General features: G+C 48.5%; 17 protein-coding genes. 14 read left to right on the top strand and 3 right to left on the bottom strand.

The window, feature by feature from the left end; genetic code table 11:
* Positions 1-74 precede the first annotated feature (74 nt).
* From R50912_RS01005 to R50912_RS32965, 8 genes are all read left to right on the top strand, one after another.
* Positions 75-1,913, top strand: coding sequence for a sensor histidine kinase (locus tag R50912_RS01005; RefSeq protein ID WP_052415858.1), 1,839 nt, complete (start codon positions 75-77; stop codon positions 1,911-1,913).
* On the top strand, positions 1,910-3,514 hold the full coding sequence (locus tag R50912_RS01010) for a response regulator transcription factor (protein WP_052415860.1): 1,605 nt from the start codon (positions 1,910-1,912) through the stop codon (positions 3,512-3,514). The genes R50912_RS01005 and R50912_RS01010 overlap by 4 nt, the downstream gene beginning before the upstream one ends.
* The gene (locus R50912_RS32960; protein ID WP_052415862.1) at positions 3,511-5,097 is read left to right on the top strand and encodes a glycoside hydrolase family 3 protein; all 1,587 of its coding nucleotides are present in this window, start codon (positions 3,511-3,513) and stop codon (positions 5,095-5,097) included. The genes R50912_RS01010 and R50912_RS32960 overlap by 4 nt, the downstream gene beginning before the upstream one ends.
* 67 nt (positions 5,098-5,164) lie before the next feature.
* The gene (locus R50912_RS01020; protein WP_231637871.1) at positions 5,165-5,437 is read left to right on the top strand and encodes a class I SAM-dependent methyltransferase; all 273 of its coding nucleotides are present in this window, start codon (positions 5,165-5,167) and stop codon (positions 5,435-5,437) included.
* Positions 5,438-5,500: 63 nt separating this feature from the next.
* Positions 5,501-5,752 carry a VOC family protein gene (locus R50912_RS01025; RefSeq protein ID WP_331281923.1) on the top strand — a complete coding sequence of 84 codons (252 nt, stop codon included), beginning with the start codon at positions 5,501-5,503 and terminating at the stop codon, positions 5,750-5,752.
* Positions 5,753-5,903: 151 nt separating this feature from the next.
* Complete coding sequence (locus tag R50912_RS01030; RefSeq protein ID WP_042231641.1) at positions 5,904-6,977, top strand: SGNH/GDSL hydrolase family protein; 1,074 nt, start codon at positions 5,904-5,906, stop codon at positions 6,975-6,977.
* Positions 6,978-7,528: 551 nt separating this feature from the next.
* Complete coding sequence (locus R50912_RS01040) at positions 7,529-9,667, top strand: pectate lyase family protein (RefSeq protein ID WP_042231645.1); 2,139 nt, start codon at positions 7,529-7,531, stop codon at positions 9,665-9,667.
* A gap of 582 nt (positions 9,668-10,249) precedes the next feature.
* On the top strand, positions 10,250-10,624 hold the full coding sequence (locus tag R50912_RS32965; protein ID WP_197073022.1) for a VOC family protein: 375 nt from the start codon (positions 10,250-10,252) through the stop codon (positions 10,622-10,624).
* 18 nt (positions 10,625-10,642) lie between these two features.
* Here the strand turns inward: R50912_RS32965 and R50912_RS01050 are convergent, their stop codons facing one another.
* Positions 10,643-11,479 carry a WYL domain-containing protein gene (locus R50912_RS01050; protein WP_042231646.1) on the bottom strand — a complete coding sequence of 279 codons (837 nt, stop codon included), beginning with the start codon at positions 11,477-11,479 and terminating at the stop codon, positions 10,643-10,645.
* The gene (locus R50912_RS01055; protein ID WP_042231648.1) at positions 11,466-12,779 is read right to left on the bottom strand and encodes a helix-turn-helix transcriptional regulator; all 1,314 of its coding nucleotides are present in this window, start codon (positions 12,777-12,779) and stop codon (positions 11,466-11,468) included. The genes R50912_RS01050 and R50912_RS01055 overlap by 14 nt, the downstream gene beginning before the upstream one ends.
* Before the next feature lie 178 nt (positions 12,780-12,957).
* On the opposite strand from R50912_RS01055, the gene R50912_RS01060 reads away from it, so the two are divergent.
* The 5 genes from R50912_RS01060 (at position 12,958) to R50912_RS01080 (ending at position 18,671) form a co-directional block, all read left to right on the top strand.
* A complete protein-coding gene (locus tag R50912_RS01060; protein WP_042231650.1) occupies positions 12,958-13,749 on the top strand; it encodes a nucleotidyltransferase domain-containing protein in 792 nt (263 codons plus the stop codon).
* Positions 13,750-13,779: 30 nt separating this feature from the next.
* Positions 13,780-15,045 (top strand): class I SAM-dependent methyltransferase, encoded by a 1,266-nt coding sequence (locus R50912_RS01065; RefSeq protein ID WP_042231653.1) that lies wholly within the window; start codon positions 13,780-13,782, stop codon positions 15,043-15,045.
* A gap of 3 nt (positions 15,046-15,048) precedes the next feature.
* A complete protein-coding gene (locus R50912_RS01070) occupies positions 15,049-17,646 on the top strand; it encodes a metallophosphoesterase (RefSeq protein ID WP_042231656.1) in 2,598 nt (865 codons plus the stop codon).
* 172 nt (positions 17,647-17,818) lie between these two features.
* On the top strand, positions 17,819-18,268 hold the full coding sequence (locus tag R50912_RS01075; protein ID WP_042231660.1) for a LytTR family DNA-binding domain-containing protein: 450 nt from the start codon (positions 17,819-17,821) through the stop codon (positions 18,266-18,268).
* Positions 18,261-18,671 carry a hypothetical protein gene (locus tag R50912_RS01080; protein WP_042231662.1) on the top strand — a complete coding sequence of 137 codons (411 nt, stop codon included), beginning with the start codon at positions 18,261-18,263 and terminating at the stop codon, positions 18,669-18,671. The genes R50912_RS01075 and R50912_RS01080 overlap by 8 nt, the downstream gene beginning before the upstream one ends.
* A 114-nt stretch (positions 18,672-18,785) precedes the next feature.
* Here R50912_RS01080 and R50912_RS01085 read toward each other — a convergent pair whose 3' ends face one another.
* Positions 18,786-21,167: a glycoside hydrolase family 94 protein gene (locus tag R50912_RS01085; RefSeq protein WP_042231665.1), complete on the bottom strand. Its 2,382-nt coding sequence runs from the start codon at positions 21,165-21,167 to the stop codon at positions 18,786-18,788.
* A gap of 251 nt (positions 21,168-21,418) precedes the next feature.
* Here R50912_RS01085 and R50912_RS01090 point away from each other — a divergent pair, with 251 nt between their 5' ends.
* Complete coding sequence (locus R50912_RS01090) at positions 21,419-25,612, top strand: S-layer homology domain-containing protein (protein ID WP_042231667.1); 4,194 nt, start codon at positions 21,419-21,421, stop codon at positions 25,610-25,612.
* The last annotated feature ends 48 nt before the right edge of the window (positions 25,613-25,660 follow it).

A 25,660-nucleotide genomic window follows, 5' to 3' on the forward strand; every position in this document is an offset into this window, starting at 1 on the left:
GGAATTACATCAAAGTAAGGTTTCGTTTTCTCTCCGGTTCTATAGGGCGTCTTTCTATTCAGGCTAAGCTGATTTTGACTTATATTATTGTTATTCTGATTCCGACAACGATATTCTCCGGTTATATTCTTGACGTCAACTACCAAAACAGCATCACAAGTATCATCACCAAGAATGAGTATTTACTTAATATGGAGAAGAAAAATATCCAGAATCACATGGAGGCCATGGAACTAACTTCGCAACTCGCGCTGTCTGACCGTGATGTGCTGGATTACATGCTCAGCAACCGGGAGTTTTCGGCTGAGGAACTGATTAAATTTAACAACTACTCATATCATAACCTGCAATATATTATGTCCAACAATCCTAATATCAGTAATTTGCGGTTCTTCACCGGCAATGAATATGCCCGGGAAATCTGGCCGATTATCTATAACGAGCGCCGAATCTCCGGCGAGGTCTGGGCCAAAGAGTTCTACGAACAACCGGAAGAGGTATGGTGGACGATCTATAGCGGCCCCGAAGAGCTGCGCAGCAGGGTGGGAGCGGGGAGCCAGGATTACTTGAACTTTGCCAGTCTGGTCCGGGAAATCAAATATCCGCTGGAACAGCATTTAGCATTAATGCAGGTTAATATGCGGCTGGACGTGTTATTCTCGAATATTTACAGCAACCTGCAGGAAGCTTCTACGCAGCTGCTTGCGATGGATCGGAACTCCCGGCTGTACTTCAACGATACCTCCGTCTTTTATACAAAAATTCCCACTAAGGAAATCAGAAATGAATTTATGCTTAAATCCAGAGGAGATGAGGGGGACTTTCAGTTTACCTATGGGGGAGTTCCATATTTGTGTGTCTATATCGGCATAGACAGGCTGGATAGTAAGCTGCTGAGCGTCGTTTCATTGGAAACGTCCTACAATGATATGAATAAAACCAGGCTGTCCATCGGCGGGGCCACCCTGCTGCTGGTGCTGATTCTCTCGCTGATTACATATAAGCTGCTGTCTGTGATTCTGAAGAGGCTGCATCTTTTGCGTGATTCCATGAAGAAGGTCCGTCAGGGTGATTTTAATGTAGAGATTCCTCAGCTTGGCGGCGATGAAGTGGGAGAACTCGGCAATCATATCCGCCAAATGCTGAATAAAATCAATGAACTGATTGCAGAAGCGGTTATCAAGCAAGCTTCTTCAAAAGAGGCCGAGCTAAACTCTCTCAAAAACCAGATCGATGCCCACTTTCTGTATAATACTCTGGAAAATTTGAAGATGCTGGCGGAAATAGAGGGACAGCTGGTCATTTCCGATACGCTAACCTCCCTTGGATCAATGCTGCGCTATAATTTGCACTGGACGACGCACTATGTGCGTTTATATGAAGAGATTCAGCATATTCAGAATTATATTGCGGTTATGAATATTCGTTACGGCGGCAGATTACAGCTGCAGCTTGATCATCATCAGCCACACCGGCAACAGGAGATCCTCAAGATGTCGCTCCAGCCTATAGTGGAAAATGCGCTCAAATACGGAATGAATGCCCCCGGAATGCGAAAACGCGGGCTGATTATTTCGATTCACACGTATAAGCAGGGAGATTTCATGTATATTGAAATCCGGGATAACGGGGCGGGGATCTCCGCTGAACGCCTGGATCATATTAATTCAACGCTTAAGTGGGAATCCGGTGTTCAAGCGGTGTACACGACCAACGGCAATGCTGCCCGCTCGGGTAAGGAGTCCGCCTTTGATGCTTCAGGGGGCGGTATCGGTCTGCGAAATGTTCATTTGCGTATTCAATTGCATTACGGAAAGACCAGCGGTCTATGGCTAGAGAGTGTCGAAGGTGAATATACAAAGATTATGATTAAAATTCCTTATTTAATTCTCTCGGGGGGACTGGCGGAATGAAGCGCAACTTGCTCATCGTAGATGACGAGGAGAATATCCGTATTGGCATTCGGGCCATGCTGGAGCGGGAGTATCCAGGAGACTATAACTATTTCTTTGCCGAGGACGGGGAGGAAGCGCTGCAGCAGTTAAACCGGGAGGCCTTTGACATCCTGATGACTGATATTCGGATGCCGGTCATGGACGGTCTCTCCCTGATCGAGCGCATCCAACAACTCGAGCATCATCCTGCCGTGGTCATTATCAGCGGTTACGACGACTTCGAATACGCAAAGCAAGCCATACGGTTTGAAGTCAGGGATTATTTATTGAAGCCCATTGTGCGCAGTGAGCTGCGCCAAACCTTTTCCCGGCTGGAGCAGACCCTGCAACGGGAGCAAGAAATCAGCGGCATGCTGAGTAAGGCAACGCAGAGAGAGCAGGATTACCGGCAGAATGAAATGTACTATATTCTGATGAATCCGGAAATTGATGGGGAGGAATTAAGTAAACGGCTGGGTTTCGCGGGGCTTGAGAATCTGCAGGCAGGATGCTTCGTAGTCCTGATCCAGGAAGCCGAGGCGAGTGGCGGAACAAAGGGAAGCGGCATGCTGTATGCACGCGTTGAGGAATTTATTCGTACGGGACCATCGGCAGACGATCGCCATTTTCTGGACAAGGAGGGCAGGTCTCTGGCTATTATTCATGATGAGTTACGGTTAGCGGAGCTATCGGAGCTTCTTCGTCAAGACCGCCTGATTTCTTGTCAGATCGCTATCAGTGACCGGATGTACCAGCCGGAACAGTTCAAGACAGCCTATGCTCAGGCATTGAAAACACTGAGATACTTTTTTCTTAAATCGGCAGCAGGCATTCTTCATTACGGGCAGCTCAAGGATAAGTCCGGAGACTTTGTAATTCCGACGGAGGATATTATCAAGGTCGGCAATATGATTGGTACCGGCCGTGAACAGGAAATGCAGCGGCTGCTGTCTCAGGTACTGGATTATCACACAATACTGGACAATGACATTTCCTACCTGGAGAGAATTAGCACTGCAATTAATGAATTGATTTTCGACAAGGTCTTTAATGATTACGGCAAGGAAGCGGTTGATATTATTAAAGTGTACCGGCGGATTGGCTACTTGTACAACTCCCGGAATTTTCAGGATTATTATCATGGAGTAGAGAATCTCCTGAATCAAATGAATGATTTTATCATGGGAATCAAATCGGCCCATCTGAACCGGAAAGAAATGGAAAAGGCGCTGCATTTCATTGAACAGAACTTTAGCCGCAGTGATTTCAATCTGGCGCTGGTCTCCAACCATGTTTCATTCAATTATTCGTATTTCAGTTCAGCGTTCAAGGATTATATGGGGATGAGCTTCAGCCAGTATCTGAAGAAGGTAAGACTAGTCAGGGCAAAGGAACTGCTGGAGAGCAGTACTTATAAAGTATACGAGGTCAGCGCAAAGGTGGGTTTCGAGAATCCAAAGCATTTCAATAAGGTATTCCGGGAAGCTGAAGGGATATCTCCGCTGGAGTTCCGCTTGACTGCCGGCTTAAAGAACCACTCGATCTTGCCGGAAAATATGAAGGAGGATAAGCAGGAATGAAATACATTATTGAGCCTTCCCGGAAAATGCGTGAATTGGCAGAAGGATGGGACTTTCGCAGGCTGCTGAATCAGGTGTGTTGTCCCACTAACGCCCGGATCGGGAAGCAGATGTCTGAATTTGGCGCGATGTTCTTTTTTGCCGGAGATAAAGATGCCTTAAATGAAGAAATCGCATCCTTCCGTGCGAGTTGCGAAATCCCGCCGTTTATTGTAACGGACTTGGAAAATGGTCCCGGCGAAATGATACAAGGCTCGCAGCGCTTTCCTCATATGATGGGGATAAGCCAGACGGATTCGCCTGAACTGGCATATGAAATTGGCCGTGCAGCCGCTCTGGAAGCCGGACAAATCGGCTATAACTGGACCTTCTCCCCTGTGGTGGATCAGGCAATGGTTCCGGATAGTCCGGTGGTTTCCAGCCGCAGCGCCGGGCAAAGACCTGAGCAGATTATCAAGATGGCCGGAGCCTATATGCGGGGACTGCAGGACAACGGAATGATGGCTACGATCAAGCATTTTCCGGGAGACGGGTATGATACAGTGGACCAGCATTTAACAACACCGGTGAATCATCTGTCGCGGGAGGCATGGCTCCAGGGACCTGGACGTGTTTTTAGGGAGCTGATTGAATCTGGTGCTATGGCTGTGATGCCGGGACATATCGCCTTGCCGGCGTTTGACAGTCCTGATGAGCGGGGAATGTATCCTCCGGCCACAGTATCCCGTGCTTTGCTTCAGGACCTGCTGCGCGGAGAACTTGGTTTCAAGGGGCTGATTGTGACTGATGCGATGGAAATGGGCGGGATTGCCGGATTCATGAATTACTATGATGCCTGTGCGGCAGCGCTTGAAGGCGGCTGTGACATGCTATTGTTCCCCCGGATTGAGGAGCGGTTCTACCTTGAAATGGAACGCCGCTACAATGAGGGCAAGCTGACACGGAGTACATTAATCGAGCGCGCTTGCCGTGTGCTATCGTTGAAGGAACAACTGGGATTGATTGCGGCGGATTCTTCGCAGGTGCGTGATCGGGAGCAGCCCGACCGTAAAGCGATCTCGCGCTTAGCTGAACGGGCGGTTGCAGAGAGTCTGACACTGGTGAGAGACCGCCCTGCTCTGATTCCATTTCCGCTGAATCCTGGGACACGGATATTGCATGTGGTCATCATGAACTATCATAATCGTTATACTGAACTATATGAGCGGATCAAATATGAGCTTGAACAGTACTCGGATCATGTAGATCAGTGGATAGACCCCGGCCCGGGAGAATTATTCACCGCAGCGCTGCCCGGAACCTATGACCTCATTCTCTGTTCAATCGGCAGTCGGCAGGATTACGGTCTAAATGTCACCCGTCTGCACGGGGAGGTTGCCCGCAATATGATGGGGGGATGGACCAAGCTCGGTACCCCGGTTGTTTTTATATCCCATTTCCATCCGTTTGTTCATAAAGAATTCAACGCGTCCATAGATACAATCATTAATACTTATGGAGATATTGAGTGCACCGCTTCCATGGTGGTCGCCGCCATTGCAGGGGAGAGGCCCTTCCGCCGGGAGCTCGCCGTCCACGACTGAGAGGAATATCCCAACCCATACCGGGTTGGGAATTTTTCAAATTATAGTATAATAGACTTTGCTGATGATGCTTCCTCTTATAGGGATTGACCGCGACGCTGCTTTTATTGAATACGCCAGACAAGAAGCTCAAGAGCAAGGCATGAATCATATTACATACATACAAGGCGATATTCTACAAATCCCGCTTTATGATTATGGGGTTCCGGTGACGTTGAATACTCATGATTTGCTGATCTTTAATCAGAGTGTCTCACAGGAATATATGAATCTGTATAAAGCGAGGCTAATGACTGCAGAAGAGCTGAACGAGATTCGGCTGGGAGGACTTGGTAGATAAAAGGATCATAGGTTCGCAAAACCGATTCTTACCAATGCGGAAGGTGAAGAGCGGCCTGCTATAATCCCGTCGTTTCAGCAAGGAACTCTTGCCCGCTATCCCAAAGGCCCGGGGCCTGACCAGGAAGGAACCATTATGTTCGCTGATTTCATGCTTGAGAATCAGTGGTTCTCCGCAATGGATAGTGCACATGATCATCAATTCAGCTTCAATGAGGCTATCTCCTTTATGGCGAAGTGCGACTTGCAGGAGGCGATTGATTACTACTGGATAAGCTTTCTGCGGTTCCCGAAGCCGAGCAGTGCGGCTGCCTGACAGATAAGCATGGATTATCATGGCAGATTGTTCCGGGTGAGATGGGCGAGATGATGGCTTAGGATACTCCGGAGCAGCTTACGCGAGTTACAGAGGCTTTTCTTAAGTTACTGTTCCTGGTAGATAAGTAAAGTAGAAGGAAGGTTATAGTGTGTCAGAGGCAGTTCAAGTTTTCCCGGCAACGGACAGGTATGTGAAAATCATCGGGCGGACCCACTTTTACAATGAAGTATTGTGGCTGGCGCTGTCCGGTGGAGGCGTGGAATTTGTATTCTATGGTACAAAAGCGGAAATTACAGTAAGGGGAGATCAGATAGCTTCCACACTTACGAATCAGGCCAGAATCAGCATTTACGTAAACGGAAAACAGATCATTGATGATCTGGTAGACCAGCCAACGAAAACCTATACGGTTTTCGAAAGTGATACCGAAGAGAATGTCACTGTAAGAATCATCAAATTATCGGAGGCGCCTATGTCAACGGTTGGGATTCAGAAGATTACCGTCGATGCCGTTCAGGGAATCAAGCCTACCCCGGTGAACGTACATAGGATTGAATTCATCGGCGATTCCATTACCTGCGGTTATGGGGTTGACGATGAGGATGCATTACATTCTTTTTCCACGGCTACGGAAGATGTCACGAAAGCTTATGCTTATCTAACGGCTCAAGAGCTTCAGGCTGACTACAGCATGGTGGCGTACAGCGGTTATGGCATCATTAGCGGCTACACGGAGAACGACCGGAAGCTCACTTCGCATCTTGTTCCAGATTATTACGAAAAAGTGGGCAAATCGGAAGGGAGGTTTGACGATACGCTGGACCCTCAATCCGTAAGCTGGGATTTCAGCAAATTTGTGCCCGATCTGATTGTCATTAATCTGGGGACGAATGATGATTCCTATACCCGGGAGGATGCTGACAGACAGGCAGAATATGCCGGACAGTATGTTGAGTTTCTAAAATTGGTCAGACGAAATAATACACACGCCCCGCTCCTGTGCACCTTGGGCATTATGGGAGACAGACTGTACCCTTTGGTTGAACAAGCGGTCAGCAGCTATATACAGGAAACAGGTGATTCCAATATCACTTCAATGCGGTTTGCCGTCCAACTGGAAGAAGATGGTTATGCAGCGGATTGGCATCCGTCGAAGCTCACTCATTACAAAGCGGCGAAGCAGCTGGTTGCTCAGATTAAGGAGCTTATGAAGTGGGAATAACTAATTCAGGAGAGGACAAGATCAGATGGCGGCGAATTGGTGGTTGGCACTCATAATAATGGTTGTGTTAAACGGAATTCTGGTTTGGACTTTGTTGGTGGATGGAGAGTCCACAAGCCGCAGGGCCAAAAAGTGGTTTTTTATCATAGTCAATGCCATCGGGCTTGTCCTTGCAGTCTCTCAATTTTTCTGGATGAAGTTTTAGCTCCATATAGAGCATCAGTGAAGACACCTTAACGGGTGTCTTTTTTTGTTCTGCGCGTACCAGACATACCTGACTTATACAGTCCGGCACGGATTACACAGAGTATCACTTCCCTGCAAAATAATCATTAACCCATAATAACGCATCAACTCTACTGATATGAGCAAATGATTGTTTCTGCACCCTTTTCACATTTGATATGCTCGGGTTGTCCGAGAGGGTTCATCTCATCCTACTTCAGCGGTTCGGATTAGCCGGTACAAGAGGAGGTGCAGAAGGAGCATCACAGATTATTGCAAGCGGTTACAGAAGGAGCTGCAACAAATTAAAATTAGGAGGCAATGAAATGAAAAGGACAGTTGCAAAGGTAACCAGTATAGTTTTGCTATTTTCTCTTGCACTATCTCTGATCGCCGGCGGATGGGGAACTACGGTAGCACACGCTGCGGGTCTTACGATAACGGGCAGTGGAGGCGGAAATGAAGCCGCTTATGTGGAGTGGTCACCAGTAAGCAATGCATCGGGATATAATGTATATGTTAAAGCAGCGGGCGCAGCGGACTCCCAGTATCAGCAGATTAATAACGAGTTGATCCGCAAGTATTCTTCCTATTGGAGAGCTGATGCGGTAGGGCTTGCAGCCGGAAGTTATGTGTTGAAGGTTGAGGCCGTATCGTCAGGCGCAGTGACGGCAAATGCTGTCTCAGGAACGCTGGCGGTAGCGGCGTATGACCGGTCTGGATTTGCTTTTTCAGCCCATTCGCAATTTGGTACAGGCTCAGGTGCTTATAATGATAATGGGACGCTCAAAAGCGGGGCACAGGTGCTGTATATCACTTCCCAGAATGCGCAAACCGTAACGCTCGATGTGAAAACCAGCAGCTCGGGTACCGTACAGACCGGGGTGGGTCTTGGCGGAATTCTGACACTGAGACAAAAAGGCTATGATACATCGCCGCTGGCCATCCGGATTATCGGAAAAGTAACAGCATCTGATCTGAGCGGACAGCTCAACAGCAGCGGTTATCTTGAAGTCAAAGGTAAAAACAATTATACGGAAATGAATATTACCATTGAGGGTATCGGGAAAGATGCTTACGCCTATGGCTGGGGAATGCTGCTTAGATATACCGGGAATGTGGAAGTAAGAAACCTGGGCGTGATGTTATTCCCTGACGACGGTATTTCCATGGATACAGGCAATGCGAATGTATGGGTGCATAATAACGATATTTTCTACGGATCTGCAGGGGGTGATGCGGACCAGGCTAAGGGTGACGGTTCTACAGACCTCAAGAAGGGCTCAACGTATATCACTATCTCCTACAACCACTATTTTGATTCCGGAAAAGCGGCTCTAGTCGGACTTAGTGAGTCGGCAGAATTCTTTGTTACCTTCCATCACAACTGGTTCGATCATTCGGACTCCCGTCATCCGCGGATCAGAGTGGCATCAGTTCATGTCTACAACAACTTCTATGATGGAGTCTCGAAATATGGTGTGGGCGTTACAACCGGAGCTTCGGCTTTTGTAGAATCCAATGTGTTCAGAAATACTAAAGATCCAATGCTGAGTTCCTTACAGGGTACGGATGCTATAGGGGAGGAAGGCACATTCTCTGGCGAAAATGGAGGGATGATCAAAGCCTACAACAATAGCATTGTTGGTGCGGCAAGTCTGATCTATGCCAACTCCAGTACCGGAACTGCTCCGGCAAATGCTACCTCGTTTGATGCCTACTTAGCTTCTTCGAGAAATGAGACCGTCCCAAGCTCATACAAAGCTCTAGTCGGCGGAACGGCTTATAACAACTTTGATACTAGCGTCGATACTGGTGTCAGTGCATCTGATGTTGATAACGTAAGCACAGTTGAACAGGTCGTTACGGCAAAAGCCGGACGCCAGGGCGGTGGAGACTTCATATGGGCTTTTAATGACGCTGTGGATGACGCATCGTACGCGCTGAATGCAGCACTGATGTCCGCAATCAGAAATTATACTACGGGTCTTGTATCGGTAGGCGGCAATTCCAGTCCGGTTGGACCGACTCCGACTCCATCAGCAACACCTGTACCAACGGCAACGCCTGCTCCGACGGCAACACCTGCGCCAACGGCAACTCCGGTGCCGACTGCAACACCAACGCCCACTACCGGGGCAATTGTTCATAACTTCACTACATCCGGAACAACCAGCAGCTTCTTCTCTATTTCGGGGAATCTCTCCACGAGCAAGGGAACTGTGGTGTATAGCGGTCTGACCCTAAGCCAATGTCTGAAAATCGAGAGCGCAACCAGCATTGGGTTCACAGCAGCCCAAGCTTCAACCTTAACGTTAGTGTTCAACTCGGAAGGAACGAAGGTCAAAGTGGATGGAACCAGCTATCCGATCACGAATGGTATTGCTACAGTCTCGCTCGCAGCGGGTGCGCATACAATTACGAAGGATAGTACTGCGAATTTGTATTATATGGAGCTGAAATAGAGAGGCGATCCCTTTCGCTTTATATGGGGAACATAGTTCAAATAATGAGAAAAATGAGTGGGCTATCCTAAAAAGGGTGGCCTTAAAATTTACCGTTACAGACGATGCGGGGATGCGTATCGTGCACGCTGGTACAGCAAAAAGTTGAGTTAAAAGTATTGATGGTTCTGAATCAATAAGTGAGATGTGGCAGTATCGCTCAAATGCATTGATTTTAATGTCTCTGTACGTTTAGGTGTATTATTAGTCTAACAGCATTAAGTTTCAAGGGGGCATCCAATGAACAAAAAAGACCGATTATTAGCCATCGTGCTGGAGCTGCAAAGCAGAGAAGTGGCCTAGTTAACCTCTTCGAGCCGATGACCGAGGAAGCGATCAAACGGTTTAGCGGTAGGGGTTGACGGACAGTTAAAGTGAGTGATGCCTCAGTTCCGTACATTCGACACATGTGGAGTGTACAGTAAGATTTGAAAGAAAAGACACAGCCGATTAAACTGTATCTTTGTTTTGTGGAAGAGGGTTGGAAAGATGGTATATTAGAGCATATGGAGATCTTGCGAATATATGAAAGGGGACGGGCTTATGGTTTGCATGGGATTCGGCTTGATTACCGAGGATGTGCGCCGTCTGCGGGAATTTTATACAAAGGTGCTGGGTTGCCCTGCAGAGGGCGATGATATCCACACCGAGATGCAGTGCGAGGGCCTGCCATTTGTACTGTACGATAAGGCGGCCTCCATCGCAGATATGGCATTTTCTTATGATGACTCCATGGGGCATGGGCACACCACCATCTCCTTCCGCGTGGAGGATGTGGACACCGAATACGCCCGGCTGCAACAGATGGGCGTTGCCTTCATGACGCAGCCATATACCTACCCATGGGGTGCGCGCAGCGTGCATTTCAGGGACCCGGACGGAAATATCGTGACCTTGGTTACTCCGCCGAAACGGTAGGCATTCGTGGATATCGATTTAATCAAGCTCTCGCTGCTGCGTGAATTCCTGTTTCCCCGCCTCCCCATACCGCTCAACCGCCATCTCCGCCGACATCAGCATACGCCGCTTAAGCTGCCCGCCCTCCACGATTTTAACCCGCAGGCCCAGGAAGCGGATTCGGGATAACAGGAACTCGCTGTCGTCTCTCATGTAGTTGACATGAATCTGGTAGATGCCGTTAGCCTCATCGAAGGACACGGATTTATCGAAGCAGGAGAAGGCGGATAGTATCCGTGACAGCTCCGCATTATAGGTAGGAATGACTTGGATGCAGGCCGATTCCTTGAGACCTTCTAATAAGCGCGCTATCCGTGCCTTCAGGTCATCCATCCGTTTGGCAGGAATGGGGAATACTTCGACCGAAACAATATTTCTTAGTTTGGTAGACATGAGCGAACGCTGCCGGGTGCTGTACCATTGCAGATACCACTCCCGCTTGTACATGTTGTACTCCAGCTTGTGAGGGAAGCCGGCCTGATCCGCTCGTTCGCCGCCATGCTTAATCTGATAAGTAATCAGAATGCCTTGATTCTGCATAATCATGCGGCGGAGTGTGCGGAGCAGCGGATGATAGACCTGGCGCTCTTTACTGCGGGCTTTCTCCATAATAATCTCCCGCACTTCTATGGATGCTTCAGCCTCCAGTATAGAATCCAGTTTCATTAAAGTTTCCGGTGTAAAAGCCGCCTCTGAAGCCGGGTGTATTAACATCGTTTTCAGCCATGAACGTTCCTGCGAGGTCAACGCAAGTGACCCCGCTTCATCGAGGCGTGAGATGATCTGGAAATTGAATATTTTCTCAAATGGATTCATAGTAGCTCCGGAGCTCCTTCCATTCCGCAATAAATTGCTTACGAAGCCAACGGGGTCCTAAGATCTCACAGCTCGAACCGAAGCTCCGTAGCCAAGGCTTGATTTCATAAATCTCGTTCACTTCGATCTCGTACAGGAACGTTGTATCGGACTCCTCTGTAATCACGCCCCATTGTCCCTGCGCCTCAACCCGCTCCCGGATGAAATTAGCACCGGACCCGCTGGGATTATAGAATCTGACAGCTACCTTAACCGTACGATTGGTATCTGTGACCCAGCTGTTCTTCAGCTGCGCTTCCAGAGCTTTAAGCTTCTCCGCATATTCTTCTTCTTCCACGGGTTCGCCCTCTTCAATCTGCGTAAGGCCCTCCATCCGGAATTTCTTGATCTCCATCCGGGCATGATGTCCGATTAAATACCACCGCCCATACTGATGGTCGTAAACGACGCGTAGCGGAAGGATACTATCTGTAATACCCGCAGACTCCCGCTCAAAGAGAGGGTTCGTGTTCTGGGAGGTGTAGTTCATTCCTTTTTTCGGGGACAGATAGAGAAACCGGATTCTCCGGCGCTGTTGAATAGCACCGAATATCGTGTAGAGATGAGCCTCATCAAGAATACGTGAATGGTAATTGTATTTATATCTATGGGTCTCTGTAGCTTCGGGGTTAAAGCCCCGCTTCCGCAGAACCTTCTTCAGGGTGTCGCGCAGCAGGTAGCCCTGTACAGACGGAATCTGTGTATTAGCGATGACATCCACGTAGTCATAGAGGTCCAAAAGCTGATCATCTGTTAGCTGGTCAATCAGGTCGTTGGCAGCCTTGTACCGGTAAGGACGCCGCTCATTGACACGGAGAATGACACCAACTTCCTCCAGGTATTTCAGATCTCCCCGGATGGTCTTCTCATCAGGCAGCGGCGAATCGGCGGGCATCTGCTCACTGCATAGATCCTGCAGATCCTTGGCAGTCCGCTCCTGGGTCTGGAGTGCTGTTAAGAGTAGGGTAAGCCGGATGCTCTCCGTTTCCTTAAGCGACTTCGCCCGGAACAGGAACAGTAGCAGCGGATCGGCAGATTCATAGTAGTTGTAACGGAGCCACTCGGAGAGCTCGGTTCCTTGCTCAGCAGGCAGATCCTGCTGCAGGACAGTAACCATTTCCTTCAGGTTGCGCAGCGTTTTGTCATAGGTATGTACGGAAATGCCGAGCCGGTCGGCGAATTGTTGTCTGCTGTAGGCTCCCCCGGCTAAAGACAGCATGCGAAGAAACTGAATTTCTTTATCAAAGCTTTCCTTGGCCATTTGTAATCCTCCAGCCTGTAACGAATTCATTAGAAGTGATAGTACCTATTTATATTAAGCACCAGAGTTGAAGAAAATGGAAGGTTTTTTGCCTGCCGCCATACTTCCGCCCTGTTCGTGAATGGGAAAATGAGGGAAGATAGGTTTCATGAAGCCGAGTTGAACTGGAGTGATAACAATGACCTTTATAAACAAACTTATCCTGGAGCAGCTGGAACAGATTGAACAGGAAGAGCAGGTTACCATCCTCTATGCCTGTGAATCAGGCAGCCGGGCGTGGGGTTTCCCCTCTCAGGACAGTGATTATGATGTGCGGTTCATTTACCTACATAAGCCGGAATGGTATTTGTCTATCTACGATAAACGGGATGTCATAGAGCGTCCGATTAACAATAGGCTGGATATCAATGGGTGGGATTTACGTAAGGCGCTTAATTTATTCCGTAAGTCCAATCCGCCGCTGCTGGAGTGGCTGCAATCGCCGATTCAGTATGCAGAGAAGTTCAGTGTAGCCGGGCAGCTTAGAGGAATATCGCCATATACTTTTTCACCTAAATCCTGTATGTACCATTACTTGAATATGGCTAAAGGCAATTACCGTGATTACCTGCTGGGCGAGCAGGTCAAGATCAAGAAATACTTTTATGTGCTGCGCCCGGTTCTGGCCTGTGAATGGATTAACCGGTATGAAGAGATGCCGCCGATGGAGTTCGATGTGCTGGTAGACCGGCTGATTCCGCAGGATGGAGAGCTATGGCAGGCAGTGCAGCAATTACTGGCACGGAAGAAATCCGGTGAAGAGCTGGATGTTGAGCCGCGGTTAAGCGCGATTAACGATTATTTGGAAGAGCAGCTTGGGGTGCTGGAGAAGGTGGCAGCGGCGGCCTTGAGTATCAAAGAGGATAACCGGGACCAGCAGCTGGATGCCCTTTTCCGGGAGGCGCTGCAGGAAGTATGGGAAAGTGACTAAGACAGGAAGACTGACAGGAGGAAGATCGTAGTGGCTATTGTACAACTGAAATCAACAAACCCGAAGTTCACCTTTTTGATCAAAAAAAATCCGCAGAGCGGCATGCAGCTTCGCCCGGTCCGCAAAGGGATAGCCTACGGCTGGTATTCGGATGATGCTACCTATAACGTTTTTTTCAAGGATGCAGATAATGAACTCTCCTATAAGCAGAGCGACAGTGACAGCTTTGAGTATCTCAATGTCTCCCGGTATAACACCCCGCTGTTTCCGCTGAATGCGGTGAATGAGTTCTTCTCCACGCCTGTTAAGGCGCAGGATGAGCGGGACATTGAAGGCTATGAGCATACCTTTTATATCCATATGGTTCAGGTGGAGCGGCTGCATTATATTGAATTTTTCAACAAGCATCTGAAGGATTATACCTTCTCCCTGCAGCATCAGGCGCATAAGAGCTATTCACTAACCATTACCACACATAAAAGCCTGTATCACCTCCTGCATGTGACTCAGGTGCTGTCCCTGTTCTTATCCATTTTTGGTGATGAGTATATTGATATTTCAGACCGTATTCTGGATAAATATATCCGCAGCCTGAATGTGATTGATGCACCGTTCTACATCCGCAGTCTGTTTGCACGGAGCTTCCTTACTACCCGGGAACTGTTCAAGCGCTACAAAGCCTCCATTGAACAAACGGAGCAGGCCTCCATCGGGCTGGAGTATGGCGGTACGGCGATGCAGCGGCGTACGTTTATCTCAAGTGTGCTTCCATTTAACAAGCCGATTCTGGATATCGGTTGCGGGGAGGGCTTCTATGCCATTCCGTTTGCCGGGAAAATAGAGAGTACCTATTACGCGGTGGATATCAATGCAGAGCTGCTGGAGGTTGTGAACCGGAAGGCAAAGGCCAAGCAAATCGATAACATCGCCACCTTCGGCTCGCTGGATCATTTTCTGGAGTCGTATAACGGGGAGCAGGTCGATGTGATTCTGACCGAAGTGGTAGAGCATATGAGCGAGGATGAAGCGGCTGCGCTGATCCGGCAAATTATCGGAAGTGTAGATTTCGCACAGCTGATTGTGACCACGCCGAATGCCGACTTCAACCGGTATTATGAGCTGGAGGGATTCCGGCATGAGGATCATAAGTGGGAAATGGGTATTGATGCGTTCCGCGAGTGGTTCACAGATACGATTCAAGGCCTGGCCGTTGAGGCGGAGTACGGGATGGTCGGTGACCGGGTAGATGAGATCCGGACGACGCAAAGCGCGATTGTGCGCAGAAAGGAGGAATAGACAGTGGACATTGGAACCCGGGTACACACGATATTCATGCTGGTGGGGGCAACGGAATGCGGAAAAACGACATTTGCCAAGGAAGTCCTGATCCCGCAGCTGAAGCTTGCGGATAACTCCAAAGGGCTGCGCACGAATGTGCAGTACCTGTCCTCGGATAGCATCCGGCAGGACATCTTAGGCTACGATTACGACAAATATGATCAGGTGATGCTGGAGGCGAGCTCGCATACGTTTCAATTGCTGTTTGAGCGGCTGAAGCTGGTGACCTCCTGGCCGATTAATGCGGAGTTTGTGATTATGGATACGATTGGACTGGCTGAAGATTACCGCAGTAAAGTCCGCGCTATTGCCCAGGAGAACAATTACAATCTCGAGGTTATACTGTTCGATTACCGCAAACGGGAGGATTATTACGCCTCGGAGCGGTCGAAGAAGCTGATCTCGGGTCATCTGAACCGGCTGAGAAAAGAAGTGCTGCCTGTACTGTCCCGCGAAGGCTACAACAAGATCCATAAGGTGCGCGCCAAAGATTTCCTCCTGGAAGGGGAGGCTGAAGGTCAAGGGCTGCCTAATCCGGACTACCGGGTGATCATTCAGGATTGGGAGACTTACGCAGCCTCGGTACTCCCACAGGATCAAGAGTATATTGTGGTCGGCGATGTCCATGAGTGTGTTCAAGAGCTTCAGGGGCTGCTGCGCAGCTATGGATATAAAATAGAAGAAGGTATGTTAAGCGCTACAGATAAGCTGGGCAACACAAAGGTCATTCTTGTAGGTGACTGGATAGATAAAGGCAAGCAGACCCGGGAAATCATAGAGTTTCTATATGACTACCGTGAGCATTTCCTGTTCGTGATCGGCAATCATGAGAACTTTGTCTATAAGTATATAAAGGGTGAAATTCAAGGAACCGATCCGGAGCTGCTAAGAACATATTTCGATTCAACCCAGGTGCTGCAAGAGGACGCTGAGCTCTTCAGTAAATTCTCGTTACTGGTAGAGGATTCTAAGCCCTTTTACCGTTATATCGGTATGCAGGGTCCTTCCTTCTATGTTACGCACGCGCCTTGCCGCAATAAGTACATTGGGAAGCTGGATACGAATTCGCTGCGCCATCAGCGTAACTTCCGGCTGGACCGTGAAGCTGCATACGAGCAGCAGCTTGATTTCCTGAAGCAGGAGGCGGTGAGTAATCACCCGTTCCATCTCTTTGGTCATATTGCCGCCAAGCAGACGTTCCGGATCAAGAACAAGCTCCACCTCGACACGGGAGCCGTACAGGGAAATGGGCTGACGTCTGTCCGCATGTCGTTCAAGCCGTTCTACAAAAGCCATAAATCTCATCAGATTGTGCTGCAGGAAGAGCTGCCAATGTTGTTCCAGGAAGAGCAGCCCGTATCGCTGCAGGAGCTGGACTACGAAGCTGTGCGCAGACTGCAATATTCTTCACGGAACCGGGTGAACTTTATCTCCGGGACGATGTCACCTGCCGATAAGGATGTGGCTGCGGGTGAGCTGGAGTCGCTGCGCAAGGGTCAGGATTATTTCGCTGACCGGCGCGCTTCTGAGGTTGTCCTGCAGCCCAAGTACATGGGATCACGCTGTAGTGTATACCTCTACCGGGAGATAGAGCAGTGTTATGCGGTCAGCCGTAACGGCTATAAGGTCAAGGCGGTTGACTTGGCTCCCATCTACGAAGGTTTGCTGCAGAAATTCGGACCGTATATGGCTGAGCAAGGCATTCGTGTGCTTCTGCTGGACGGGGAGCTGCTGCCGTGGAAGGCGCTGGGGGACGGGCTGATTGAACGCCAGTTCAAGCCGATCGGGAAGGCGCTGGAGACAGAGCTTGAATTCCTCAGACAACACGGGTTCGAAGAGTCGCTGGGTAAGCTGATTCAGGATTATGAGGCGAGCGGATTTGAGCAGGATCAGCATCATCTGACCAAAGAAGCACTTAATAGCAGCTATGGATCTCATGTGTATCAGACGTATAAGAATGTCCGTGACATAAGGGATTCCTACGTGGACCTGGACCAGCGGGACGAAGCTTACCGGGTATATCAGCAGCAGCTGGAGCTGTATGCGGGTGACGCGGAGCTGGACTACAAACCTTTTGCCATCCTGAAGGAAGTGCTAGAAAGTGGAGATGAACGGATGCCTGACGGCCTGACTTCGGAACAATACCGTTTCCTAAATGTCGACGAAATTCTGGTGCTCGACTTGAATGAGCCGGATGCCTACAGTAAGGCAGAGGCGTATTTCGCAAAAGTAACAGTGGAGAAAGGTATGGAAGGTATCGTCATTAAGCCGGAGCAGGAGCAGCAGGGGGTGGTCCCTTACCTGAAGGTCCGTAATCCGGGCTACCTGTCGATCATCTACGGATATGACTACAAGTTCCCCCATAAGTATGCCAAGCTGATGAAGCAGAAGAATATCGCTCCCAAGCTGCGCACGTCCTTAGCCGAGCACCGGCTGGGCCGGCAACTGCTGGAGGTAAAGCTGGAGGAGATTTCGGCCGATAACGCGGTTTATAAGCAGCTTGCGGCCAACCTCTTGTTTGAGGTAACGAAGGAGAAGGAGATGGACCCGCGGTTGTAGCGGGGAGGTTAGGGCAGACTGCCGGGAACTTCCCGGCGGTCTTATTTGTGTCTGGGGAGCAGGAGGAATGTCTCTCCTGAAACAAACAGACGAATATATGCAAGAAAACGTAGAATGGTGGTCATTGCTCCTTTTTGATACTAATATGAAATCTGAGAGGAGGCAGCGCAGCTTGGATATTATTTTTGAAGCGGAATCAGGTATGGGGCAAGGAATTGCGAAAATAGTCACCCACCCGGCTGAACAGGGGCTTTGGGGGAATATCGAAGCAGCCATTCAGGCGGCGGAGAGACGGATCGTGGTAATCAACGCCAAGAACGACCGGAATGTTACGATTGTGACCAGCACCATTGCAGTTATAGAGCCGGAAGGCCGGATGTGCAGTGTACGTGTTATTACCGGAGAAATGTTTCTGCTGAATACACGGTTGAAATTCGCATTGGAAGTGCTGGATTCACCCCGGTTCATGAAAATCAATAATCAGACCATCATCAACACCAGCTACATTAAAGAATTCTCAGCGACAGATAATGCCCGGATAAAAGTGAATTTGACAGATGGTTCATATTATTATGTCAGCCGTTACTATATGAATAATTTCAGGAGGAGTTATCATGGCTAATCAATTGAAACAGTCGTTTTTTCAGGTGTTCACCTTAACTTCGTTATGGATCACGCTGCTGCTTACGGTCTTCTTCAGGGAGCAATCACTGGACATGCTGTATCTCTGGCGGCTTGCGGGTATCGCTGTTATTGCTGCGGGGATCTTCGGAGTTATGTACAATGTGCTGTGGAATCATTTCACGCTACGGCCGCTGTGGAACATTCTTATTTCTTCGACCCTCAGTATAACAGGCGGAATGGGTATGGTGTGGCTGTTCTCTGTAGATATGTTCAACCATATCAGACCATGGCTGCCTGCAATGCTGCTGTTATCCGTTGTCCTGCATACAATTGCGTTCTACTTCTATGCCAGAGTGAACAGTAAGAAGCAAGCTGCGGAGTTAAATAAGATATTGAAGTAGACCGGAGCCTACGGGGGGCACAGAGAAAATGTCTGCTATACCGCAAAAAGAAAGAGAGCGTCCGTAACCGGTCCGCTCTCCTTGTCGATCCCTAACGTTATTCCATAACAAACGTTACCCCATAACAACCAGGACATCGTTCTCTGCCGCCAATTGGGAAGCCGGAATCAGGTCGCCCTGAATTTCTACGCCGTTAATGACGATATGCGATACCCCTTTTTGCACGCCGTTCTTGTTCTCAACCTGGATGTTCAGCTTCTTGCCGCGGAATTCCCGTACCATAGAGAATTCTGTCCAGTCGGAAGGGACGCACGGATTCAGGCGGAGGCCATCCTTCTGCGGTTGAACCCCCATAATGCCTTCTGCCAGAGCGACCATCACGGTTGAGGCGGTGCCGGTGAGCCAGTGCACATGCGCCCGTCCTTGGTACGGGCTGTCTTTGGATTCAACGAACTGGCCATGTACGTAAGGCTCCAGCTTGCGGATTTCGGCCTGATCGTTCATGCTGGCCGGACTGCAGTTCAGGAAATACTCGAACGCGCGTTCACCGTTGCCGATCATCGTCTCCGCCAGAATGAGCCAGCCCTGCGGTTGGCTGAAGATGCCGCCGTTTTCCTTAGTTGAGGCGTTGAACAAGGCCATCAATGCTACCGGCAGACCATATTTCCGGAACGGTGGATAGAACAGCATTGTGCCGTAATCTGTCCGTAGATTCTCGTACACTTTATCCATGGAGAGCTTCGCCTGTTCAGGGCGGGCTGCACCGCTTAATACAGACCAGCTTTGCGGATTCAGCCAAATTTTACCTTCATCGTTCTCCCAGGAACCGATAGTATAGTTATCTTCAGTGAAGCCGCGGACGAACTGATCGTTCTCCCAGGCATGCTTTTGAATATTCCCGTCCAGTTCGTCGAGCAGGCCTTGTGCCCACTCTACATCTTCAGGTTTGTTCTTATTCTGCGCGATGTCCATGAATATTTTGAAGCCCATGTACAGCTGGAAGGCGACGAACAGCGATTCACCCTTGGCGCCGAGACGCAGACAGTCGTTCCAGTCGGCATGCAACCCAACCGGCATACCATGTGCTCCCATACGGTCCAGACTGAACTGAAGGGCCTGGCGGAGATGTCCGTAGACCGTATCCTCGCCTTTATCCGAATAAGGCACCACTTCATCCGTAAAGTCCCAGTTACCGCTTTCGTTTAAGTATTTGATAACCGTCGGGAACAGCCACAGGGCATCATCGGCGCGATAATGGGGATGACCGGTCTCCCGCACGTATTCCGGATCTTCCGGGGTGCCTTCATGGCCCGGATTGTGATCAAATTTAACGAGTGGCAGGCCGCCGCCGTTGGAGACCTGGGCAGAAATCATCAGTCTCAGGCGCACAAGCGCCATCTCATGGTCCAGATGGATGATGCCTTGAATATCCTGCACGGTATCCCGGTAACCGAGCCCGTTACGCAGACCGGAGTACTGGAAGGAGGCTGCACGCGACCAGATGAAGGTAATGAAGCACTGGTAAGCATTCCAGGTGTTGATCATATGGTTCAGATTGTCGCTCGGGGTCTGGACCTGGAAACGGTTAAGCTTGCTGTGCCAGAACGCCTTCAGTTCTTCGAGCTCCTTCTCTACCACAGACAGATCCTTATAGTGGCTGAGAATTTCAGCCGCACCCTGCTCATCATACTGTCCCAGCAGGAAGGCGACTTCCTTCTCTTCTCCCGGCTGCAGCTCCACATTGATCTGCAGGGCGCCGCAGGCATTGGCGTTGTAGTTCAGCGAGTTCGAGCATTGACCGTTCTCCACGGAGACCGGATTCCCGTAACTGTGGTAATCACCCAGGAACGTGTCTCTGTCTCCGTCGTAACCGGCAACCTCCGCACCGGCAGCGCCGAAGAATCTCCAGCTCTGCTCTCCCTGTATATTCTCATTGATTACCTGGAGGATCTTATTGTTCTTGTAATAGGTCCGGGAAATAAACAGAGTGTACTGCAGGTTGACGGTATCCTGCTCATAGTTGTTATCGTTAGTGAATTCAGCGAAGCCGAAGAGGGCCAGCTTCCGGGCAGCGGGGCCATCATTGCGGATCTTCATACGCCATACTTCATAGGTTTTGTTCAGCGGTACATAGTATAAGGACTCTGTATGAATGTTATCGTAGTCTGAGACGATGTTCGTGTATCCGGTTCCATGATGGCATACGGACTTATACTGGTCCAGGTCTTTACCCACCGGCTGCCAGGAACCGGACCAATAGTCCCCGTTCTCTAAATCTTTGACGTAAATGTAGCGTCCCGGCTCGTCCTTCGAGTTGAAATGGTAGCGGAGATGCCGTCCGTTGGCCCCGGATTTCACGAAGCTGTAGCCTCCGGCATTTCCCGAGATAATCGCGCCGTATTCTGGCGAGCCAAGATAGTTGGCCCAAGGTGCAGGTGTATTAGGCTTCGTAATGAGATACTCTTTGTTTTTTTCGTCAAAATGACCGTATTGCATAACCATTCCTCCTACAAAGTGGATGACAGGCAGGAGTATGAACGCGCGTTCACAAACAGCCGAAGAACCCCGCCTTATTCCATTATAATACAATTCTTGCTCGCCTATGAATCTTTTTATAGCTGTTTAGTATGTTGGAGCTGGGTAAGCTCAAGGTTATGATTACATGGAGATTAAGCATAGAAAATATTGGTGTTATATCGTATGATCAAATTTGGTGAATAACCAAAAATGTGTAAGGGGCGTCGTTCATGAAAAAAGGAAAGAATGTTTTGGTTTTACTGCTAGTATTGCTAGTAATGGTTAACACACTGGGGGTTGGGGCTCCAGCAGCCAGTGCAGATTCATCAACGGCGTCCCTGGAACTTTCCCTTCCTGCTAATTTGACAGACTGGATTTTGGACGAAGATGCGGGTTATATCTATGCGATTTCCAGCACCGAGAACACTCTTTATTTTATCCGGCTCAGTGATCTCAAGATCGAGAAAACGCTGAACGTAGGTTCTAACCCGTCCTATATTGCAAGGGATGGACATTCTTTGCAGGTTGTACTTTCCGGAGCAACGCTGATCAAGACAGTTGACCTCTCCACGCAACAAGTTTCGGATACGATTATTACCACCGGAATGCCTGATTCGGTAGCGGCCACTTCCAATTATCTGTTCTATAGTACTAATTCAGGGCAAATATATAAATATGATAAAACTACAAAAGAAAACTGCTTACTATTGTTTGATCCTTCTATGTACTCTGATAATTTGGCTTTAGCAGTTGATGAGGTGTCTAGCACCTTATATGTGGGACAGTTAACGTCATATGCAGGGATAACAGCGATTAACGCCGAGACGGGTGCAAAGCTAAGTGAAGACATTGATGATGATATGGAGATCGGAGGGTCCGCTTACTCTATCAAACATATTTTTATGGATGAGCACTCTGTATATTTTGGGGGCCATCAGTTTAATAAACAGAATTTGACTGAGACGACCGGCACCTATATTAGAGCAAATGACGATTATACTTATCTCGAATCGGTTATATTGGGTATTTCAGATGCCTACGTCCTCACCACACAAGGGGTCTATGATAAAAAGACGTATATGCCGCTGTCTTTATTTCCAACGAATCAAAAGTTTGCCTTGCTCGATTCAAAAGGACATGCGTATATTGCAGGGGAAGCCAACTGGTATGATAATGCCAAAAAAATCACACGGATGGATATAACACTACCGCAAAGCACCACCGCACTCTTTACATCAGATGCTTACTCCATCGGAAGCGATCAAGCCATTACAGATTGGGCCACTACGGATAATTCTCCTTATATTTATGCTATTGTGGCAAGCACCAATGAACTTGTAGTTATCAATAAGAGCAATATGAGTGTAGTACAGAAGATATTCATTGGTTCTAATCCAACTGCTATTAAAATCTTCGAGAACAAAGCTTATATCATCTTTAAAGGTGAGAACCACATAACTATCGTAGATTTACAGGAGGGTATTCTCTCGCAAGCGGCGATTGCTAAAATTACTACAAAGCACTATCCGCTGGATGTCCTCCCTGATCACAAGAATCGAATTCTGTATGATGGTGGAATATTTGCCGGTGGTGTCAGTGTGACGTCAACTGTTTACACCTCGGTTATGGATGCAGTTTACAACGAAAAGAATGCAGGAATTAGGAATCCGGACAGCTATATATTGGATCCGGATCAAGAGATTCTCTATGGAGCAGATAGCTTCTCTCTCTATAAATTTGACAGTCAGAATTTTGAGATGAGTGAAAGAAATGACATACAAAGCGGATATTATGAATCGAAGCTCCTTCTTGATGACAATAATCTTTATTTGGGCGGTAGAAGGTACGATGCTAGCAAACCTTCCGTACTACACGGGACCTACCCGGAAAGAGTTATTTACGCGCGTGGTAACCTTGTATTCAGTCATAGTTCTGTTTACGACAGGGATAGTTTTGTAAAAATGTCTGATTTATTAATGTTTGTCCAGCACGCATATGTTGATGACGATCATACCCTTTTCGTATCAACGGGTAACCGGTTGTACAAATTTCATAGCTTAGAAGAACTGCAGACAGTCATGAACGAGACACGTTCGCCTTCCAATGCCGTTTTCGTGGATGAAGATTTGACCGCTGGAAGGGTTAAAGGGTATTTGTACATTGAACCACCGGTTAATCAGGATGGCATTACAGGTTATGCTGCTTACTATCTTGACCAGAATGGCACACGGCTTAATCGACTAGGGATTTATAAGAAAGAGAACTTATCAAATGACTCCCTTTTTGTTTTTGAAGTAAGTAATTCATACCTGCCCGCAGAAGCAGCAGGCATCGGAGTATATCCTGTTATCCGTAGCGACAATTACGGAAGTGACGGTACGCTTGGTGTTCATGCAATGACTCCGATCTATGATGCGCCGAGTTATCTGCCTGTAGACTTTTCAGTTACAGATACGAATCCGGATAACAGTATATTCTCGGGTACAGTCACATGGAAGTCCGGAATAGCAGAGCTGCCGGGTGTCCGATATTCGTTGTATTTTATTGGTGAAAAAGGTGCGATTGGAGAGGGGCTTGCCTTGGTGAACGGGGGGGAGAAGAGTTACTCCCTTACGATTCCCGCAACGAATGTACCGGAGGAAGCTTTGGCGCTTGGTATTTTCATTGAGAATGATGAGTTCAAATCACCATTCTATAGCATTGGAATACTGGAAGATAAAGTGACAGCGGATATTCCTGTATCGTCTATTACTGTACACAAATATCAGGTGAAGTCGGATGAGATCGTTGTGAATAACCTGGCTGCCGGAGATATTATTCGTGTATACAATGAGCAGCTAACCAACTTGCTGGGTTACGGTATCGTTGAACCGAATAAGACTACTGTTACAATTACTATTGTGAACCTTGGAAATCCCGGGCAGAAGCTCCGTATAACCCGGCAAACACTCGATCGCATTGAAAGTATGGGAACTTTAGTCGTTATACCTGCTGTTATTGATGACAGCAAAGGAGAAACTGGCGGCGGTGGAGGAACTGGCGGTGGTGGAGGAACTGGCGGTGGTGGAGGAACTGGCGGCGGTGGAGGAACTGGCGGCGGTGGAGAAACTGGCGGCGGTGGAGAAACTGGCGGCGGCGGAGGAACTGGCGGTGGCGGAGGAACTGGCGGTGGTGGTGTCAGCACAGCCCCTGTCTCTGCGGATGACGCCAAGATCGTGACCACAGTTAAAGAAAATACTGATGGAACCCGTTCATCTATGACAGAAGTGACAGAGGCAATGATCTCTAAGGCATTGGACGATCCGGAATTTAAGAAGAATCCAGTAATCACTATTAAGGCAGATGAAAAAACGGCAACTCAAAGCAGTCGATTCCAGATAGATTTGAGTTCATTAACAAGCATTAATAATAACTCTAAGGAAGCTATACTTATAATAGAATCTTCATCCGGCAAGCTTCAGATTCCTGTGAATTCCTTATTTTCGGCTGTTGCCGGAACGATTAGTCCTGATCAGAAGGTCATCATTACGGTTGCACAAGCGGCAAGCGAATACCAGGCCAAATGGACAGCTCAACTGGGCGGCTCTAGCAGTGTTATGTTGGGGAGACCTGTGGACTATGAGGTTAAACTGGTTGGGGGCGGCCCGGATCGTGTTATTTCCAGTTTCTCTGACTACGTAGGTCATATGATGAGTTTCAAGGTAGCCCAAGATGCAAACGCCGTTTATTCAGGCTTAACCTATGATCCGTTGACCCAGGTCTACGTTCCGGTTCCGACCACCTGGGAGTGGAAGGATGGAATTCTTCAGGTGACAATGAAGCGCAAAGGGAATTCTGTATATACCGTTGTCCAGAATCATGCCCAGTTTAATGATTTGAATAACAGCAATCCTTACAAAGACAGTATTTTAGCCTTAGCGAACCGGAGCGTAATTAACGGTTATGCCGATGGGAGCTTCAAAGCGGAATCGGTTGTAACACGTGCTGAATTCGCCGCCATGCTTAATCGTGCTTTAGGTATTTTACCGAAACAGCAGGCTGCAAAAAGCTTCAAAGATGTTAAGGCTGAAGCCTGGTATGCATCGCAGGTAAATGCAGCTGTCGATGCTGCCCTGATTAACGGCTTTACGGATGGTACTTTCCGGCCAACTCAAGAAATTACGCATCAAGAGATGATTGTTATGCTGGTCAACGCATTGAAAAATGGTGAAATAAGCACAGGTGTAAATAAGTCCGCTAAGGCATCAGTTCCCGGGAATGTACCGGATTGGGCAAAACCTTATTATGTTATTGCCTTGGACCATGGGTTACTGCCGGCAAACGGTCCATTCCAATTCCAGACCGGGAAGAAAACGGAGCGCCAGGAAAGTGCATTGTTACTCTACAATTTGATGAAGGTATTGAAGCTTACGAATGAATTGTAAATTCGGTGAATTGAAATTTTTTAAGCTTCCGCGCTTTATGGAGATCAT

The sequence above is a fragment of the Paenibacillus sp. FSL R5-0912 genome, from assembly GCF_000758605.1.
Taxonomy (GTDB): domain Bacteria; phylum Bacillota; class Bacilli; order Paenibacillales; family Paenibacillaceae; genus Paenibacillus_AQ.